This window comes from Paraburkholderia sp. NPDC080076 (assembly GCF_050281145.1).
In the GTDB taxonomy this organism is placed as follows: domain Bacteria; phylum Pseudomonadota; class Gammaproteobacteria; order Burkholderiales; family Burkholderiaceae; genus Paraburkholderia.
The window spans coordinates 114,047-129,869 of sequence record NZ_JBNNWQ010000008.1; the positions used below are offsets into that span (position 1 = coordinate 114,047).

The window sequence follows — 15,823 nt, forward strand, 5'->3', positions numbered from 1 at the left end:
AATCGATTAGGGGAGGGTTAGATTTGTAGAACGTATTCGGGTACGGGATGCAGGTCGCAGTTACGACCCGCCTTTGCCAGTTGCCCCGGCACGTCGTGGCCGAGCAACGCGGGCAAGCCGCGCGACAGCGTGATCAGCTTTTCCAGATCGATCCCGGTGGGAATGCCCATTTCGTCGCACATGTTCACGAGGTCTTCCGTGCAGATGTTGCCGGACGCGCCCGGTGCGAACGGGCAGCCGCCGAGGCCGCCCAACGCGGCGTCGAAGCGGCGCGCGCCGGCTTCGTATGCCGCCAGCACATTCGCAAGACCCAGCCCGCGCGTGTTGTGAAAGTGCAGCGTGAGTGCCGCGGCCGGCAGTCGTTCGAGCACGCGCGTGACCAGTCGCGTCACCTGCCGCGGGTTCGCCATGCCGGTCGTGTCGGCGAGCGTGATGCCCTCGATCCCCATCTCGCGGTATGTATCGACAATGCTGATCACGCGGTCTTCGTCGATCTTGCCTTCGAACGGACAGCCGAACGTGGTCGCCACCGACGCGTTCAACAGCACGCCCGAGCCCTTCACATGCTGCACGATGTCGCCGAACGCCACCAGCGACGACTCGCAGCTCATCCGCATGTTGGCGCGGTTGTGCGTCTGACTCGCGGACATCACCAGGTTCAGTTCATCCGCTCGCGAAGCCAGCGCGCGTTCGGCGCCCTTCAGATTCGGAATCAGCGCGACGTAAATCACGCCCGGTTGCCGCTCGATCTGCTGGAACACGGCCTCGCCGTCACGCAGCGCGGGAATCGCTTTCGGTGAAACGAACGAGCCGGCCTCGATGCGCGTGAAGCCCACGGTGGATAGCGCGTTGATCAGCGCGATCTTGTCGTGCGTGTCGACCCAGGTGGGTTCGATCTGCAGGCCGTCGCGCGGCGCCACTTCCTGCACGATCAGTTTGTCGTAGTGCGGGGTGTTCAAAACGCGATTCATTGCACGGCTCCTTCGCGGCGGAGCCGCTCGATATCTTCGTTGGCGAATCCGAGTTCGCTGAGCACGCTGCCGGTATGCTCACCGAGCGTCGGCCCTTGCCAGCGCACTTCGCCAGGCGTGTCCGAGAGCTTCGGCACGATGCCCGGCATCTTCACCGACGCGCCGCCCGGCAGTTGCGCCTGCAACAACATGTCGCGCGCCTGGTAGTGCGGATCGGCGACGATGTCGGCCACCGAATAGATGCGCCCAGACGGCACTTCAGCGCGTTCGAGCGCCGCCAGCACGTCGTCGGTGGAGTGGTGCGAGGTCCATTCGGTGATCGCCTGATCCAGCATTGCGCAGTGTTGAACGCGGCCGTCGTTACGCGCCAAGGCGGGATCGTCGGCGAGATCGGGACGGCCGATCACCTGCATCAGGCGTTTGAAAATCGGATCGCTGTTGCCGGCGATCACGACGAAGCCCTCGTCTTCGGTGCGATACGTGTTCGACGGCGCGATGCCCGGCAGCGCGCCGCCGCTGCGCTCGCGCACATGGCCGAGCAGATCGTATTCGGGCACGAGGCTTTCCATCAGGTTGAACACGCTCTCGACCAGCGAGACATCGACCACCTGGCCTTCACCCTGCCCCGTCTTCACGCGCAGCAGCGACATCAACGCGCCGATCACGCCATGCAGCGAGGCGAGCGAATCGCCGAGACTCACGCCGACGCGCGCCGGCGCGCCGTCCACATCACCGGTCGTGTAACGGATGCCGCCCATCGCTTCGCCGATCGCGCCGAAGCCCGGCCGATCGCGGTATGGGCCGCTCTGGCCATAGCCGGAGATGCGGACCATCGTCAGTTTCGGATTGATTGCGTGCAGCACGTCCCAGCCGAGGCCGAGCTTTTCCAGCGCGCCGGGGCGGAGGTTTTCGATCACGACATCGGCGTCGGCCGCGAGCCGTTTGACGATCTCGACACCGTCCGCCGACTTCAGATTCACGCAGATGGACTTCTTGTTGCGCGACTGCAGATACCACCAGAGCGAGGTGCCCTCATGCAGCTTGCGCCATTTGCGAAGGGGATCGCCGGTCTCGGGCGCTTCGATCTTGATGACGTCGGCGCCGAACTCGGCCATGAGGCGCGCGGCAAACGGCGCGGCGATGAGGGTTCCGATCTCGATGACGCGGATACCCTGAAGGGGTCCACCCATAATGCTGTCTCCGAAGCTGGTTTCGTGTTGAGAGACAGCTTATGAGCGGCGCGGCTGCGGCGTCCAACCGCAATTCGCCAACGACCGTTCGCGAACGGCGAACGCTCTTCGTCAAGCAGTGGTGGGCGGGGCTTCCGAGGCTTCGATGGAGCGCAGATGGTCGAACAGCAGGCGGCTCACCGGCGACAATGCGTCGACGTCGCGCACCACCAGCACGAGGCTGCGTTCCGACCAGTCGTCTTCGAGCGGTGCGCCGACCAGACCCAGCGGACGGCCCATGAGTTGATACACCTTCAGCGGCAACACGCCGACGCCCATGCCGGCCTGCACCATCCGGCAGACCGCGTCGAAGCCGGGCACGTGGATGCGCAGCCGCAGCGGCTTGCCCGCCTGACGCGCGGCGAGATGCGTGCGGGCATTGATGGAACTCGCGGCGTGCAGGCCAACGTGATCGCCGTCCAGCGTTTCGACGAAGGCAACGCTCTCGCGCGCCGCCAACGGATGATCGTCGCGCATCACGAGCACCAGCGAATCGCGCCGGTAGTGTTCGACGTGCAGGTCGCGCGTGTCGGCGTCGCCGGAACAGATGCCCACGTCGACGAGGCTGTCGTCGACGGCTTCGACCACGCCGCCGCTCGGCCGCTCTTCCAGATCGAGCTTGACGCGTTCGTGCTGCAACTGGAACGCGCGCAAATCTTCCGGCAGGAATTCGACGATCGCCGACAGGTTCGCCATCATGCGTACATAGCCGCGCACGCCGCTCGCATGACCGGCCAGTTCGATGCCGATATTCTCGATGTCGCGCATCACGCGGCGCGCGTGATGCAGCAGCGTTTCGCCTGCCGGCGTGAGCGTCATGCCGCGTGCGTTGCGCTGGAACAGCGTGGCGCCGACCGCCTGTTCGAGTTCGAGCAGACGCTTGCTCGCGGCGGAGACGGCGATCGCCTCGCGCTCGGCGGCACGCGTGAGGGTGCCTTCTTCGTAAACCGCGAGGAAGAGTTGCAGCGTGGTGAGGTCGAGCCTTCGGAGAAGGTTTTTGATTACCATGGCGGGACGCCGCGTTGTTGTGCGATCCGCCTATTCTGACGCCAGATGCAGAAAATAGGTGCCGTGCCTCGCGGATCCCGTCCCTCGTCAAAGGAAGTCTTCCGATGCCCACCGTCGCGATCGCGATCTTTCCCGGCGTGCAGGCGCTCGATGTCGCCGGCCCGGTCGACGTGTTTTCCGAAGCCAACCGCTTCATCGCGCCCGCGGATGCCTACGAGGTGAGGTTGCTCAGCGCTCAAGCCGCACCGCTGCGAGCATCCAACGGCATGATGCTGGTCGCCGACGCTACCTTCGACAAGGCCCGCGGTCCGTTCGATCTTGCGTTGGTCGCGGGTGGCCCCGAGCTGCCGGACACTACGCCTGATGCGCCCCTGCTGGACTGGCTGACGAACGTCGCCCCCCAGTGCGGCCGCTACGGTTCGATCTGCACCGGCGCGTTCGCGCTCGGTCACGCGGGGTTGCTCGACGACCGCAACGTCACGACGCATTGGCAGCACGCAGCGCAACTGGCGGCGCAATTTCCAAAGGCGCGCGTCGACTTCGACCGCATCTATCTGCGCGATGGGCAACTCGTCACATCGGCCGGCGTGACTGCGGGCATCGATCTTTCGCTCGCTTTAGTCGCCGAGGATCACGGTCCGCACACGGCGCTCGCCGTCGCCAAACGTCTGGTGGTGTTCGCGCAGCGGCAAGGCGGCCAGTCGCAATTCAGCCCCTACCTGACCGCGCCCGCCGACGACACCTCGCCGGTTGCCAAAGTTCAGGCGCACGTCATGGAACGGATTCGCGAGAGCTTCACGGTGAAGCAACTGGCGGACGTCGCGGGCATGAGCGCACGCAACTTCGCGCGCGTGTTCGTGCAGGAGACCGGCGTGACGCCGCATGAATTCGTCGAGCGCGCCCGCGTGGATGCGGCGCGCAAGCTGCTCGAAAGCAGCGGTGCGGCGCTCAAGGCGATTGCGTACGACTGCGGCTTCGGCACGGCGGACCGCATGCGCATTGTCTTCGCCAAGCGAATCGGCGCGACGCCGATGCAGTATCGCGAGCGTTTTCGCTCGGCTTGACGTGAAACGCACGCGCTCGCAGTGAGGGCCGCCGCACGCGGAAAAATGTCGCGTGAGAAAATAGCGGCCTTTCCAAGCCAACGATCCCAAGGACCGACATGACCACTTCTTCCCCGATCCGTGCGATCGTCACCGGCCACACGCGCGGTCTGGGCGAGGCGCTCGCCGAACAACTTCTGGCTCGCGGGATCGCGGTGCTGGGCTTGTCCCGCTCGCGTCATGCCGCGCTCAAAGCGCGCTTCCCGACGCTGCTCGAAGAAATCGAACTGGAACTGGCCGACACCGCACGCGTCGCGCAATGGATCGCGAGCGATGCGCTGCGTGGCTTCGTCAGCGGCGCGCAAACGGTTCTGCTGATCAACAACGCGGGGATGGTGCAGCCCATCGGCCCGATTGAAGGACAAGACGCGACATCCATCGCGACCGCCGTGAGCCTCAATGTCGCCACGCCGTTGATGCTGGCCAGCGCGCTCGCCGCGGCCGCCGTCGACGCAACCGACCGGCGCATCGTGCACATTTCCAGCGGCGCGGCGCGCAATGCGTATCCCGGCTGGAGCATCTACTGCGCGACGAAGGCCGCGCTCGATCATCACGCGCGCGCCGTCGCACTCGACGCGAATCGTGCGTTGCGTATCTGCAGTCTGGCGCCCGGCGTGATCGATACGAATATGCAGGCGGAGATTCGCGGCAGCGGCGTCGAACAGTTCCCCATGCGCGAAAGATTCGAAGACCTCAAGCGCAACGGCCAACTGTCGACGCCCGAACAATGCGCCACCCAGTTGCTCAATTACGCATTGAGCGATGCATTCGGCCAAACGCCGGTCGCGGACATTCGCGAGATCGCGAAGCCGGCTTAATGCGTTGGTAACGGGGCGCATCGAGCGCTCCCGAAAACCCTCACCTTTCGCCTGACTCCCCGCCGATTTACACGCCGGGCGCGACCATCACATCGCGCTCGGCCGCACCGAGTTCGCCGTGCGGCACGAACACATAGCCGCGTCCCCACACCGTTTGCACATAGCGCGGCTCCGAGGGATCGATTTCGATCAGCCGACGCAGCCGCCAGATCGACACGTCCAGGCTGCGCCCTTGATGCAACACGCTATTGCCGCGCAGTTTCTCGTTGAGTTGCACGCGCGTGAGCACGGTCATCGCGTGATTGACGAAGATCTTGAGCAACGCGAACTCCGAACTGCGCAACGCGAAGTGCTCGTTGTCGCGGCGCAATTCGCGCGCGGAGAAGTTCAGCTCGCAGCGGCCGAAGCGATACGGCGGCCGCGTCTCCGGCGCGCCGGGCGCGAGCGAGCCGCGTCGTCGCAGCAACACGCGAATGCGCGCGAGCAGTTCAGCCGGGTCGGCGGGCTTGCTCATGAAGTCGTCGGCGCCGAGTTCGAGACCGATCACGCGATCAATCGCTTTGCTGCTTGCCGATAGCAGAATCACAGGCACGTCGTTGCCGCTCATGCGCAAGTCACGCAACACGGCGAGGCCGTCGCCGTGCGGCGCCGAGATGTCGAGCACCAGCAACGAAGGCCGCTCCATCTCGACCACATGCTTGAGCCCGGCAGCAGGCGGACGTGCTGACACGCCGCAGCCCTGACCGCGCAATGATTCGCCCACCACGGCAGTCAAGCCGGCGTCGGCACCCACGAAAAGAATATGCTGACTCATCCAACTGATTCCAGGAGACGATCGTTTTTCAGAGACAGGCATCTGGCATGCGGATATAGCCGATCCGCGCACCCTGTCGTCCGCGTCGCCATCTTCCCCGCATGCGGCTGTTCTCAAAACGCGGAACAGCCCCCTAGGTTGCCAATTTCTTCCCAACTCTTTCAACGCGAAACGTGATATGAGTCCGCGCGTGTGGCGCACCGTACGATTTGCGGGTGGGCTCCCGAAAAACCTCACCTTTGACACGGAGCGCTTGGGGTTCGGGACGAGGCAGGCGTCGAATTGCTCCCGAAAACCCTCACCTTTCGAGCTTGGGGGCAGGCCGCAAAGGCATGCTGGGCGTGGTTCGACTACTCCAGAACAGGCCACTCCCGCAAACTCTCACCTTTAAAGCCGATGGAGTAATTTGCATACCCAGGTAAGCAGCCGTGTACGTGCAGGGCTTCGCACGTGATGGAGACGCGCGATTCGCGCGGGGGATGGGTGCTGTGATCGATATATGCTGGCCAGCGACACCATCGTGCTGAAAACAAAGCACCGTGGTGAGTGCCGATAGAATTTGCCGCTCACCGTTTTCGATCCGAGGCGCGATGGAGCTTTATGAGCAGAAAAAGCGGCATGGTCAGCGCATGTCGCAATAAACCAGGCTTTGTGGCGAGCCTTGTGCGAATACCCGGATGGTCCCGAATAGTCTCACCTTTGATCAAGCGGAGGCATCCGGAAGCATCGCCTCGATCACTACGCCAGCCGGTTTATTAGCGTTTTTCCCGCATTTCGACAGTCGCAGTGACTGCGAAACAGACTCAAACACCGGCCCGCGCGAAGCTCCCGAAAAACCTCACCTTTGCGCTCGCTTGCAGCGAAACAAGCGCTTAGCTCGCCAGTTTGCGGAACGTTTCCAGCACCGCGTCGCCCTTGAACGGCTTGACGATCCAGCCTTTCACGCCGGCCGCCTTGCCGCGCTCCTTCATTGCCGGGCTGCTCTCGGTTGTGAGCATGATGACGTTGACGGTCTTGTTGGCGAGCTCGCCGCGAATCTTCTCGACCATCGTCAGACCGTCCATATTCGGCATGTTGACGTCGCTGATCACCAGCTTGATACCGGGGCTGGCCTTCAGCTTGGCGAGGCCGTCCTTGCCGTCCACGGCCGTGTCGACGTCCAAGCCGTTCTTCTTCAGAAAGCCGGCCACTTCGTCGCGCACCGTGCTCGAGTCATCCACCACCAGAATTTTCGACATGTTTTTTCCTATGACAACACTCAGAACAGATCCAGTTCGCCTGCCTCGACCATTGCGCCGACGTCGTCCGTGACTTCTTTGAAGTCTTCCGGCGACCAGCTCAGGCTGAACACAAAACGTTGATGCAACTTGACCGCACGGCTCGACTGCGGATCCTTCAGCCAGTACGTGAAGCACAGTTGCGGATTGCCGCTGCCGAACGAGATGTACTTGTGCTTGTGATTCACCAGCAGCGGCACCTGCACCTGGCTGCGCGCCCAGGCGTCCGCATCGCCGACATAGCGGTTCTTGAAGGAACCCCAGATCAGATTCGTCACTTCGCCGAGCACGCTGTTCAGGTCGCGGAAATCCGCTTCGCCGTGCCGCGCGTTGTCGATCATCTGATAACGATCGAGCAGTTCGAGGATCGGCGTCTCTTCGGCCTGCATCATCATGTAGCCGCGGCACCAGGCGCTTTCCAGCGGAATCAGGCTGAACACCTCGCCGAAGATGATGCGGTCGCGCACGATATACGGCGTGTCGCACGTGATGGTCAGGTCCTTGAACACGTCGCCGAGAATGGCCTGCGTCATGTCGGCGATGCCGCGCACTAGTGCGTTCGGATAATCCAGGCTGAAGATGTAGTCGTCGATCACCTGGCGCAGCGGCGCCATATCGTGCGCGACGTACGCGGCGCAGACCACGCGCCGCAGGCTCTCCGGCAAGCCGTCCATGGCTGGGTCGTTATCCCGGCGCATGATGATCGGCAACTCGGGGCGCACCGCGTTGATCCTGATCGCGATCTCGGCGCTCGCTTCCGGCGAGCCGCCGTAACTCTCGGCGAACAGCACCGCGCCCAGATCGATATTCGAGCGCAGCACCGACTGCAAGCGGTTCTTGCCGACTTTCACGCCGACCAGATTGTTCTCGTCGCAAAAGCGCTTCAGCGCCTCTTTGTGCGCCGGGCAGTCGTCCAGCACCAGCACTTTGCTGACCGGCTTGTTCATGTTCATGTCGCGTTCCTGCTCACAGCGGCTATCCATTTCACGGTCAGAACAACTCCAGCTCGCCGCTGGTTTCTTCGACAACGCTCGTATCGGCGACGAAGTCGAGCGGCGCATGCGCGCACACGCACACCGTCGCGGCAAGCCGCACGCTGCCGTCGAGCGTGATCGCATACGACGACAACAGAGCCGGCTTCAATTCATGCAGATGCGGCAGGCAACGCGCGTTCAGCACATAAGGCGTCGACATGCCGAGGTCGGGGAAGTAGCGCAGCAATTCCTGATTCATCGCCCCGCAACACAGGTTGCAGATTTCCAGAAAGACTTCCTGGAAGGGGCGCTCGTCCGCCGTGTCTTTCAGGTAGTAGCCGCGTGTGGTGTCGTCTTCGTCGAAATGAAGAATCAGCAGCAGCCTGAATACGATCGACGAAATGGTCAGCACGACCACTTGCGTGTCTTTGGATACGCCGACGCTGGCGTCCGCTATCGGCGCGATCTCGCACAGCTCGCCCGAATTCAGCGGCAAACGCGCCTGCGCGGCCTTGCGGAAAATGCGGTCGAAGCTGTCCTTGGCGTGGGCCGAGATCACACCGCCACCTCGTGCAGCTTCGAATGAAACTGATGGGCCAGCGACTCGACGCTCGCGAGCGATGCCGCAATCATCTTGCCGCCCGCCTGAATGTCCTGAAACGTGGACGTCGTGGTCAGGTCGTTGCGGTGCAAACTGTCGCGATAGCTCTTCGACAATTCTTCGGAACGCGCGGCGAGCGCGCGCACTTCGCTCGCCACCACCGCGAAGCCGCGTCCGGCAGGCCCCGCGCGCGCAGCTTCGATCGACGCGTTCAGCGACACGATCACCACGTGCCGCACAATCGACGACAGCTCCTGATTCTTCGCGTGCATGTCATGGTTTTGCGTCATCAGCGAAATCATCTGTTCGTGCCAGCGCTCGAACGTCGCACCGAGACTCTTCAGACGCTCGGCTTCGCCGGCAATCTGCCGCGCCTGATGCGCCAATTGATCTTTGTCCTCGGCGGCCGCTTTCAGTGCGGCGCGCAGTTCGTCGGCGCTTGCCGATTGCTGCATCAGGTCCTCGCGCAACTGCGTGGTCAAAGCGAGGAGTTCCTGCTCGGCCTGCTCTCGCGCGCGAATGGCTGCGCCATGATCGGCCCGCTCAGCCTCGAGCCTGGAGATGCTGGCTTGCGCTTCAGCGCGCAGCCGTGCCGTCAGCTTCGCGCTGTGCAGCTTGTGCGCGGCAAATGCCAGCAGCGCGGTCACCGCGCTGCCTGCAGCCATCGCCAATACATACTGTTGAATCACAACCGTTCCCTTCGAATTCCGTCGCGACGTACGCCGATGCGGCGCTCAGTCCGCCATCGCGTCGAGTTGCAGTGCGCCGGCTTCGCCGCGCGCTTCCAAGCCGAGCGTATCGACGGCAAGGCTATCCGGCAGACAGACGATCGTCTGGAACTGACGGAACGCCGCGCCCTTGTGATCGTCGGTGAAGCGCAGTTTGATGCTGCCATTCGCGCGCTTGAGGAAGTCGCGCACGGCGTCCATACCGACACCGCGGCCCGACAACTCCGTGACCGTCTCCGCGGTCGAGAAGCCTGGCCGGAAAATAAAATCGGCGATGGCTTCGTCGCTCAGCGTGTCGTCGCGGCCGATCCAGCCGCGCTCCATCGCGATGCCGCGAATGCGTTCGAGCGCGAGGCCGCGGCCGTCGTCGCTGAGCGTGACCTGCAGCGCGCCATTGTCCACGCCGACTTCGACAGCGATCGTGCCCGTTGGTGCTTTGCCGTGGGCGCTGCGCGCCTCGGCGGTTTCAATGCCGTGGTCCATCGAATTGCGCAACAGATGCATGAATACGTTGTTCAGCGTGCCGCCCACCTGACCACGCAGACGGTAGCCGTTGTCGTCGATACGCACGGTCGGCGCAGGCTTGCCCAATTCGCTCGCGAGCGACGGCAGCGAGTCCAGCACGCCGGAGAGCGCGTCGCGCACACTGTCGCTGCCCAGTGCGCTCAGCGTGCGGCGCAGCGCATCACGCATCGACTGGAGTTCATGCAGTTCGCCGGAGTTGGTCTGGTCCAGCATGCTCAGTGTGTGCTGGATATGTTCCTTCGCGACCATCACGTAGTGGCCGGAGTTGCCGGCGTCGTTCGGCTGGTTCTTGTTCTTGCGGCCGAGGCTCTGTTCATTGATCTTCGCGTAGCTGTCGATAGCTTCGCGCACGCGCGTCAGTTCGCGCATCAAATGCTCCTGATCCCACGAACGATCCGCGTCCGGTTGGCGCAGCTCGTGATAGCTCTGCTCGGTTTCGTGCACGACGTTGGTCAGATGCTGCAGGTTGTAGGTCCGCGCATTGCCCTTGATGGTGTGCATGTTGCGGAACAGTTCGGCAATCGCCGCGTGATCCGCCTCCGAATGCTTGCGGATGATCCGCTCGTTCTCGCTGATGAAGCCCGCCGAGCTTTCGATGAAGTGGTGGAACTTCTCCTCGCTGACCGCGAGAATTTCGCCGATCATGTCGAGGCGGCGGCGTTGTTCGCTGGCTTCCGCCGCGAGCTTGCGCAATTCGGTCACGTCACGCACGCAGAGCATCAGGCGCACAATCACGTCGTTTTCATCGGTAATCGCCGACCAGCTCAAGTCGAGAATCTTCACGCGGCCGTCAGGCATGCGTTTGGAAATCTCGCCGACCAACAGATGCTGATTGAACACGAAGTTGATGCAGTCTTCGCCAAGACACGCATGCGCGGCCGCATCCACTTGCGAGAGCGCGTCCGAACCGAGATCGGTATCCGCGAACACCAGATCCATCAAACCGCGCCCGGCGATATCCTTCGTTTCGAAGATGTCTTCCAGATACGCCGAGTACTCCGTGTGAATCACGGCGCCGTCGATCACGGTCAGAATGCCTTGCTGCATGTTCTGCAACATCGCCTGAATGTCGGCGGTTTTCTGCTTGAGTTGCGCCGAGCTTTCCTGAATTTTCTCGATCATGCCGTTGAAGGCGACGATCGAATGGCCAATCTCATCCAGGCGGCCCACCGGCACGCGCCGCGTAAAGTCCTGGCTCGAGGCGATCTCGCTCATCATCGCTTGCATGCGGCTGAGCGGGCGCGTGATCTGACGGTAGAGCAGCGAGCCGATGGAGGTCAGCAGAATGATCGCGATGCCCGTGACAACGGCGATTGCGGTGGTCGTGGTCGAGAGCGTGGTGTTCAGCGTGCTGATCGCCTCGTCTTTCTCGCGATTCTTCTCGACACGCAAGGTTTCGACGATTCCTTCGAGTTCGTCGCGATACTGCGCGACATTGGCGAACAGATACGCCTGCGCGAGTTCGTTCTTGCCGTCGGCCTTCATTTTGGCCGTCTCGGCGATCGCGGAGAAATAGTTTTCGAGGCTGTCGTTGGCCTGCGAGACGAGACCCTTCTGGGCGTGGCTCGCGGCATCTTTCGCTTGCAAGGCGAGCGCCTGTTGCAACGAGGCCCGCTTCTTCGTCAGGTCGTCCTGCGCCTGGGCAACCATGTTGGCGTCGGGCGCGTAGACCAGTGTCATCGTGGCGAGCTGCACATCCTTGACTTGCGACACGAGGTCGGCGGAAGCGAGCGCGCTGGGCACGACGCCTTCTGTGACCTTGCGCACCTCGGCGGCGCTGCCGCGCGTCTGGTAGACGGCGTAGCCGCCGATCGCCGATAAGGCGACGAACATCAAAACAACCAATAGCGTGATGCGATGACGAATAGTCATGTGAACCCCCCGGGGTCTGGCCTTCGCGTCAGCCCTCGTTGGGAGCAGCGCGTTTTATGCGAAATTTGGTCTGACTTGCAGCGCTGCGGAGTATTGCGCACGCATGTTACTAAGCGATGACCGCAGACTTTTAGAGCGCATTCAACGCGTTAAATATATTGCTAAAGTTTCCGAATAAAACGCCGTTAATCAATACCTTTTTTTGATTTCGCGTCTTGTCACCATTTCAACAAACTGCGCATCCAGACTAAAGCTCCATTCGACATCATGGAGCCAAATGATGAATGTAAGCGTGCGCAGCTATCTGTCCCCGACACTCGTCCTACTCGCTTTCGATTGGCCCGAAGGCGGCAAGCGCGAAGACTTCCTCGGTTTCGCCATCAAACGGACGCCGGGTTTTCTCGCCGCCGATGGACACGAACGCGAAGCCAGCAGTTGGCTCCCCAACCGGTTGACGTTCAAAGGCGTGGTGCCGGATACGCAGAAAGACGCGCCGACGAATGAGGCGCCCATTCAGAAATTCATGTGGTGGGATGCGCGAATCGATGAGGCGGATCGGGAAAAGTCGTTCACCTATCTCGTCTATCCGGTGATCGGCACGCCGGAAGCGCCGCAATTGCTCGACGCGCAAAAAGGAGAATGCAAGCTGACTTTGCCCGCGCATATGGAGGCGAACATCGGCTCGTGGTTCAACCGCGCCGTGGTCAGTTCGCAGGCGTTCGCGCGTAAAGTCAAGGCGCTGCATCTCGCGCCGAACGCAGCGCCTTCGGCGGAACAGGCACTGCGCCTGCGCACATGGCTTGCAAACGACTTGCAGCAAGTGTTCGCGCTGACGCTCGATCACGCGCATCGCGCTGCATCGGCGGTGTACCACCTGACCGATCCGCTCTGGGCGATTCCTGCCTTCGAGGCTTTCGGCAAGAAGCAGGGCAAAGCATCGCTTGCCATTGTTTACGACTCGCACAAGGTGTCGCAGAAGGGCAAGCCACCGGCACCGTCGCCGAATCAACCCGCCGTCGACGAGCTCGCCGATGTCGCCACGTTCGCGCCGCGCGACAAGACGCACATCATGCACGACAAGTTCATCGTGGTGGACAACGGCAATGGCGAGGCGTCACCGGCGCGCGTACTGACGGGCTCGGCCAACTTCACCACCGAAGGCATCACCGAGCAGGCGAACGTGCTCCATCTGTTCGATTCGCCGGAACTGGCCACGTTGTACAGCGAACGCGCCAAGGCGCTCGCCGGCAATCCGAGCATTGGGGCGACGGCGAAGCTCACGCCGGGTTGGTCCGAGTCGATTCAGATCGGCAGCGCGAAAGTGCGGGTCTGTTTTTCGCCGGAAGCGAAGGACTCGCGTTTGCAGATCGACACGATCGTCGACGCGATCAACAAGGCGAAGCACTCCGTGGTGTTCTGCCTCTTCATGCCGACCGACGCGCCACTGCGCGATGCCTGTTTCGCGGCTGGCGACAAAGGCCGGATGATGTTCGGCCTCGTCAACCACATCAGCCCGAAGTCGGCGGAGGCGGCAGAGGAGGCGGAGAAAAACGGGCAGATCGTCTCGACGACCGCGCTCGCCAACATGGAGCTATATCACCGAGGCCGGGACAAGCACGACGTGATCGACGCGGAGTATTTTTCACCGGCGACCGTGCCGGCAGGCTTCGAACCCGAGCTGCGCCTTTTTCCAGGCGAACACGCGCCGAACTACGCGCCGGTCATCATTCACCACAAGTTCCTGGTGATCGACGCAGAGGGGGCCAATCCGATCGTCTACACGGGCTCGGCGAATATGAGCAACAACTCGGAACATTTCAACGACGAGAACCTGCTGGAGATTCGCGACCGCCGCATCGCCGGCACGTATCTCGCGGAATTTCTGCGGCTCTACGAGCACTATCGGGCGCGTGCGTTGGCGATACGGCAAAAGAACGACGGCACGCATGAGCGTTTGATGCTGGCGCCGGATGGGTCGTGGGCGAAGAAGTATTTCGTTGCGGATAGTCCGGAATACAAAGCGCGTGTTGCGCTCGCGCACGGCGGTGATTAGACCGCACGCGGGCGAACGTTAAGCGATCGAAGCGTCAGCGAATCGGCGGAAGATGCTTCGACGCTTCGCGCAGGGTGAGCGGCGAGATAAGGTCTCGCGAAGCCGATAGAAAACCGCTCACCACGTCGGGCGCGTGCCGCGCGTAGTCGCGCAACGCCCAGCCGATCGCCTTACGGATAAAGAAGTCATGTTCCGCTGCGAGCGCCCGTGCGTAGCCGAAGAGGCGATCTTCGTCGGTATGCCCGCGCCAGCCGAGTTGATGAATCATCGCGATACGTCGCACCCACAGCGATTCGTGCTGAAGCGCGGCATCCATTACCGCCTGCGCCTGCGGCGTCCCGATTCGCGCCGCTTTCAGCACGTCGCCGACCACGGCCGCGAGCGGATCGATCGAATCCCACCACGAAGCATGCTGCGCGATGGCCAGCAAATGCGCGATGTCGGTGGTCGCAAGCGTCTTCCAGTTGCGCGCCAGCAGATCTGTCGCGACGTACTGGTATTCGCGCGCCGGCATCGTCCATAAACGATTGGCGCACGCCAGCAAGTGATCGGCGTTCTCCACCGGCAGCCGCTTGAAAACGGGCGTTACCGCTTGCCGCCGCAGCGGCGTCGGCACACCGATGAAGTCGAACTGGTGACGCATATAGGCGCGCATGGCGAGCGCGCGGTCTGCGTCGGCGTGCGGGGCGAGCGCCGCCTTGATTTCCCTGGCGAAGGCGTTGGGTGTCATTGAGGAAAGCGCTCGACGTGAACTTCGCCGCGCCGGGAATCGGTGAAGTACGATTCGATGCCAGCCTCACCGAGCGCGCGCACCGCGGAGCCGAAGTCGATCGTGCCGATGTGCGAGCACTGCGCGCGGTCTTCGGCAGCGCGACGGCCGGCTTTATCGAGCTTGGCGTGCATGGTGATTTCTAGCAAGGTTGGACGTCTATTCGCGGGAGGCATCAAAATGCGTTGAGCGAATGCTAGTTTCCCAAGAAATCGATGTCAAATTCATGCAGAGACGCGCTCGATAAGAACTCGGACTTCTGCTCCCGAATTCCCTCACCTTTGAGCGTGGCCAGTGTGTATCGATCAGGCTTGGGCCGCGTTGCCAGGAACGAAGATCGCACCATGAGGCCCATCGCCTCCACCGGGACCGCCGCCACCCTGGCCGCCGCCGGGGCCGCCGTGACCCGGACCGCCGCCGCCCCAACCCGGAGGCGGTCCCCACCAGCATCCGCTCAAGGTTGCGCTCAAGGCGGCCAGTGCCGCGATTGCCAATAACTTCTTCATGCTTTCTCCTTCGAGGGGTCTATGGTCACGCCACGTCGTCGCTCGTGTTTGGAGCGGCGACGTTGCGTGTCATGCGCAACTTATCAACCGGCGAAAGATCATGTTTTACGAAGCCGTTACAAGCTCGGCGATGAATGGCCGTTGCCGCGAAACGCGTGACTGTGTGTGACGCCTTATAGCGTGGGTCACGTGGTTTTTCGCAGCGTTGCGCGGGCAAGCTGGCGCGTTCACGCTTTGTTTGTATATGGAAGAGGATGTAAGCAGATGGGCAGCATCGGCGCTGCGCCGATACGCTTCAAGGTGAGGTGTTTGAGCGCTCGATGCTTCACCGTTGGCGCTACGAATAGAACTCCCTGGAAATCCTCACCTTATCTCAGGTGCGGATTCAGCGCGGCGTTGACTCACCTCCTGGAATCGCTCACCTTCGCCGGGTGATCTCCTGGAACGGCTCACCTTGCCGTCTCTCGTTTGTGGTTAAGGTGCTGTTCCGGCTCCTGGGACGCCTCACCTCTCGGCAAGTTTGAGATGTCTGTCTCCTGGAAAGCTTCACCGTTGACCGTGATTCGCGTCATCTC

General features: G+C 62.3%; 15 protein-coding genes. 4 read left to right on the forward strand and 11 right to left on the reverse strand.

The window, feature by feature from the left end; genetic code table 11:
- Window positions 1–17 precede the first annotated feature (17 nt).
- From ACQKRQ_RS28240 to ACQKRQ_RS28250, 3 genes are all read right to left on the reverse strand, one after another.
- The gene (locus ACQKRQ_RS28240; protein WP_427480983.1) at window positions 18–971 is read right to left on the reverse strand and encodes a hydroxymethylglutaryl-CoA lyase; all 954 of its coding nucleotides are present in this window, start codon (window positions 969–971) and stop codon (window positions 18–20) included.
- Window positions 968–2,161, reverse strand: coding sequence for a CaiB/BaiF CoA transferase family protein (locus tag ACQKRQ_RS28245; RefSeq protein WP_132383442.1), 1,194 nt, complete (start codon window positions 2,159–2,161; stop codon window positions 968–970). The genes ACQKRQ_RS28240 and ACQKRQ_RS28245 overlap by 4 nt, the downstream gene beginning before the upstream one ends.
- Before the next feature lie 111 nt (window positions 2,162–2,272).
- Window positions 2,273–3,208 carry a LysR family transcriptional regulator gene (locus ACQKRQ_RS28250; RefSeq protein WP_132383440.1) on the reverse strand — a complete coding sequence of 312 codons (936 nt, stop codon included), beginning with the start codon at window positions 3,206–3,208 and terminating at the stop codon, window positions 2,273–2,275.
- Window positions 3,209–3,312: 104 nt separating this feature from the next.
- On the opposite strand from ACQKRQ_RS28250, the gene ACQKRQ_RS28255 reads away from it, so the two are divergent.
- Window positions 3,313–4,272, forward strand: a complete 960-nt coding sequence (locus tag ACQKRQ_RS28255; protein ID WP_427480984.1) for a GlxA family transcriptional regulator — start codon at window positions 3,313–3,315, stop codon at window positions 4,270–4,272.
- 98 nt (window positions 4,273–4,370) lie between these two features.
- Entirely contained in the window at window positions 4,371–5,129 is a 759-nt protein-coding gene (locus tag ACQKRQ_RS28260) for an SDR family oxidoreductase (protein WP_427480985.1), read from the forward strand.
- A 67-nt stretch (window positions 5,130–5,196) separates the two neighbouring features.
- Here ACQKRQ_RS28260 and ACQKRQ_RS28265 read toward each other — a convergent pair whose 3' ends face one another.
- The 6 genes from ACQKRQ_RS28265 to ACQKRQ_RS28290 form a co-directional block, all read right to left on the reverse strand.
- On the reverse strand, window positions 5,197–5,943 hold the full coding sequence (locus tag ACQKRQ_RS28265; RefSeq protein WP_132383435.1) for a winged helix-turn-helix domain-containing protein: 747 nt from the start codon (window positions 5,941–5,943) through the stop codon (window positions 5,197–5,199).
- A gap of 872 nt (window positions 5,944–6,815) precedes the next feature.
- Window positions 6,816–7,181: a response regulator gene (locus ACQKRQ_RS28270; protein ID WP_007178665.1), complete on the reverse strand. Its 366-nt coding sequence runs from the start codon at window positions 7,179–7,181 to the stop codon at window positions 6,816–6,818.
- 20 nt (window positions 7,182–7,201) lie between these two features.
- Window positions 7,202–8,173 carry a chemotaxis protein CheX gene (locus ACQKRQ_RS28275; RefSeq protein WP_427480986.1) on the reverse strand — a complete coding sequence of 324 codons (972 nt, stop codon included), beginning with the start codon at window positions 8,171–8,173 and terminating at the stop codon, window positions 7,202–7,204.
- A gap of 37 nt (window positions 8,174–8,210) precedes the next feature.
- Complete coding sequence (locus ACQKRQ_RS28280; RefSeq protein ID WP_427480987.1) at window positions 8,211–8,753, reverse strand: hypothetical protein; 543 nt, start codon at window positions 8,751–8,753, stop codon at window positions 8,211–8,213.
- The gene (locus ACQKRQ_RS28285) at window positions 8,750–9,484 is read right to left on the reverse strand and encodes a methyl-accepting chemotaxis protein (RefSeq protein WP_427480988.1); all 735 of its coding nucleotides are present in this window, start codon (window positions 9,482–9,484) and stop codon (window positions 8,750–8,752) included. Before ACQKRQ_RS28285 ends, ACQKRQ_RS28280 begins: the two co-directional genes overlap by 4 nt.
- Before the next feature lie 45 nt (window positions 9,485–9,529).
- On the reverse strand, window positions 9,530–11,920 hold the full coding sequence (locus ACQKRQ_RS28290) for a HAMP domain-containing protein (RefSeq protein ID WP_427480989.1): 2,391 nt from the start codon (window positions 11,918–11,920) through the stop codon (window positions 9,530–9,532).
- A gap of 280 nt (window positions 11,921–12,200) precedes the next feature.
- On the opposite strand from ACQKRQ_RS28290, the gene ACQKRQ_RS28295 reads away from it, so the two are divergent.
- Entirely contained in the window at window positions 12,201–13,973 is a 1,773-nt protein-coding gene (locus ACQKRQ_RS28295; protein ID WP_427481170.1) for a phospholipase D-like domain-containing protein, read from the forward strand.
- 34 nt (window positions 13,974–14,007) lie between these two features.
- Here the strand turns inward: ACQKRQ_RS28295 and ACQKRQ_RS28300 are convergent, their stop codons facing one another.
- Entirely contained in the window at window positions 14,008–14,703 is a 696-nt protein-coding gene (locus tag ACQKRQ_RS28300) for a DNA alkylation repair protein (protein WP_427480990.1), read from the reverse strand.
- Between the two features lie 17 nt (window positions 14,704–14,720).
- Between ACQKRQ_RS28300 and ACQKRQ_RS28305 the strand changes: the two genes are divergently transcribed.
- A complete protein-coding gene (locus tag ACQKRQ_RS28305; protein ID WP_427480991.1) occupies window positions 14,721–14,888 on the forward strand; it encodes a hypothetical protein in 168 nt (55 codons plus the stop codon).
- A gap of 159 nt (window positions 14,889–15,047) precedes the next feature.
- On the opposite strand, the gene ACQKRQ_RS28310 is transcribed toward ACQKRQ_RS28305, so the two are convergent.
- A complete protein-coding gene (locus tag ACQKRQ_RS28310) occupies window positions 15,048–15,248 on the reverse strand; it encodes a hypothetical protein (protein ID WP_132383425.1) in 201 nt (66 codons plus the stop codon).
- Between the last annotated feature and the right edge of the window lie 575 nt (window positions 15,249–15,823).

Excerpts from the sequence above, each read along its gene's own strand:
- ACQKRQ_RS28310 (WP_132383425.1), bottom strand. The coding sequence starts at position 15,248 with ATGAAGAAGTTATTGGCAATCGCGGCACTGGCCGCCTTGAGCGCAACC.
- ACQKRQ_RS28255 (WP_427480984.1), top strand. The coding sequence starts at position 3,313 with ATGCCCACCGTCGCGATCGCGATCTTTCCCGGCGTGCAGGCGCTCGAT.
- ACQKRQ_RS28245 (WP_132383442.1), bottom strand. The coding sequence starts at position 2,161 with ATGGGTGGACCCCTTCAGGGTATCCGCGTCATCGAGATCGGAACCCTC.
- ACQKRQ_RS28260 (WP_427480985.1), top strand. The coding sequence starts at position 4,371 with ATGACCACTTCTTCCCCGATCCGTGCGATCGTCACCGGCCACACGCGC.
- ACQKRQ_RS28300 (WP_427480990.1), bottom strand. The coding sequence starts at position 14,703 with ATGACACCCAACGCCTTCGCCAGGGAAATCAAGGCGGCGCTCGCCCCG.
- ACQKRQ_RS28275 (WP_427480986.1), bottom strand. The coding sequence starts at position 8,173 with ATGAACATGAACAAGCCGGTCAGCAAAGTGCTGGTGCTGGACGACTGC.
- ACQKRQ_RS28270 (WP_007178665.1), bottom strand. The coding sequence starts at position 7,181 with ATGTCGAAAATTCTGGTGGTGGATGACTCGAGCACGGTGCGCGACGAA.
- ACQKRQ_RS28250 (WP_132383440.1), bottom strand. The coding sequence starts at position 3,208 with ATGGTAATCAAAAACCTTCTCCGAAGGCTCGACCTCACCACGCTGCAA.
- ACQKRQ_RS28240 (WP_427480983.1), bottom strand. The coding sequence starts at position 971 with ATGAATCGCGTTTTGAACACCCCGCACTACGACAAACTGATCGTGCAG.
- ACQKRQ_RS28290 (WP_427480989.1), bottom strand. The coding sequence starts at position 11,920 with ATGACTATTCGTCATCGCATCACGCTATTGGTTGTTTTGATGTTCGTC.
- ACQKRQ_RS28295 (WP_427481170.1), top strand. The coding sequence starts at position 12,201 with ATGAATGTAAGCGTGCGCAGCTATCTGTCCCCGACACTCGTCCTACTC.
- ACQKRQ_RS28265 (WP_132383435.1), bottom strand. The coding sequence starts at position 5,943 with ATGAGTCAGCATATTCTTTTCGTGGGTGCCGACGCCGGCTTGACTGCC.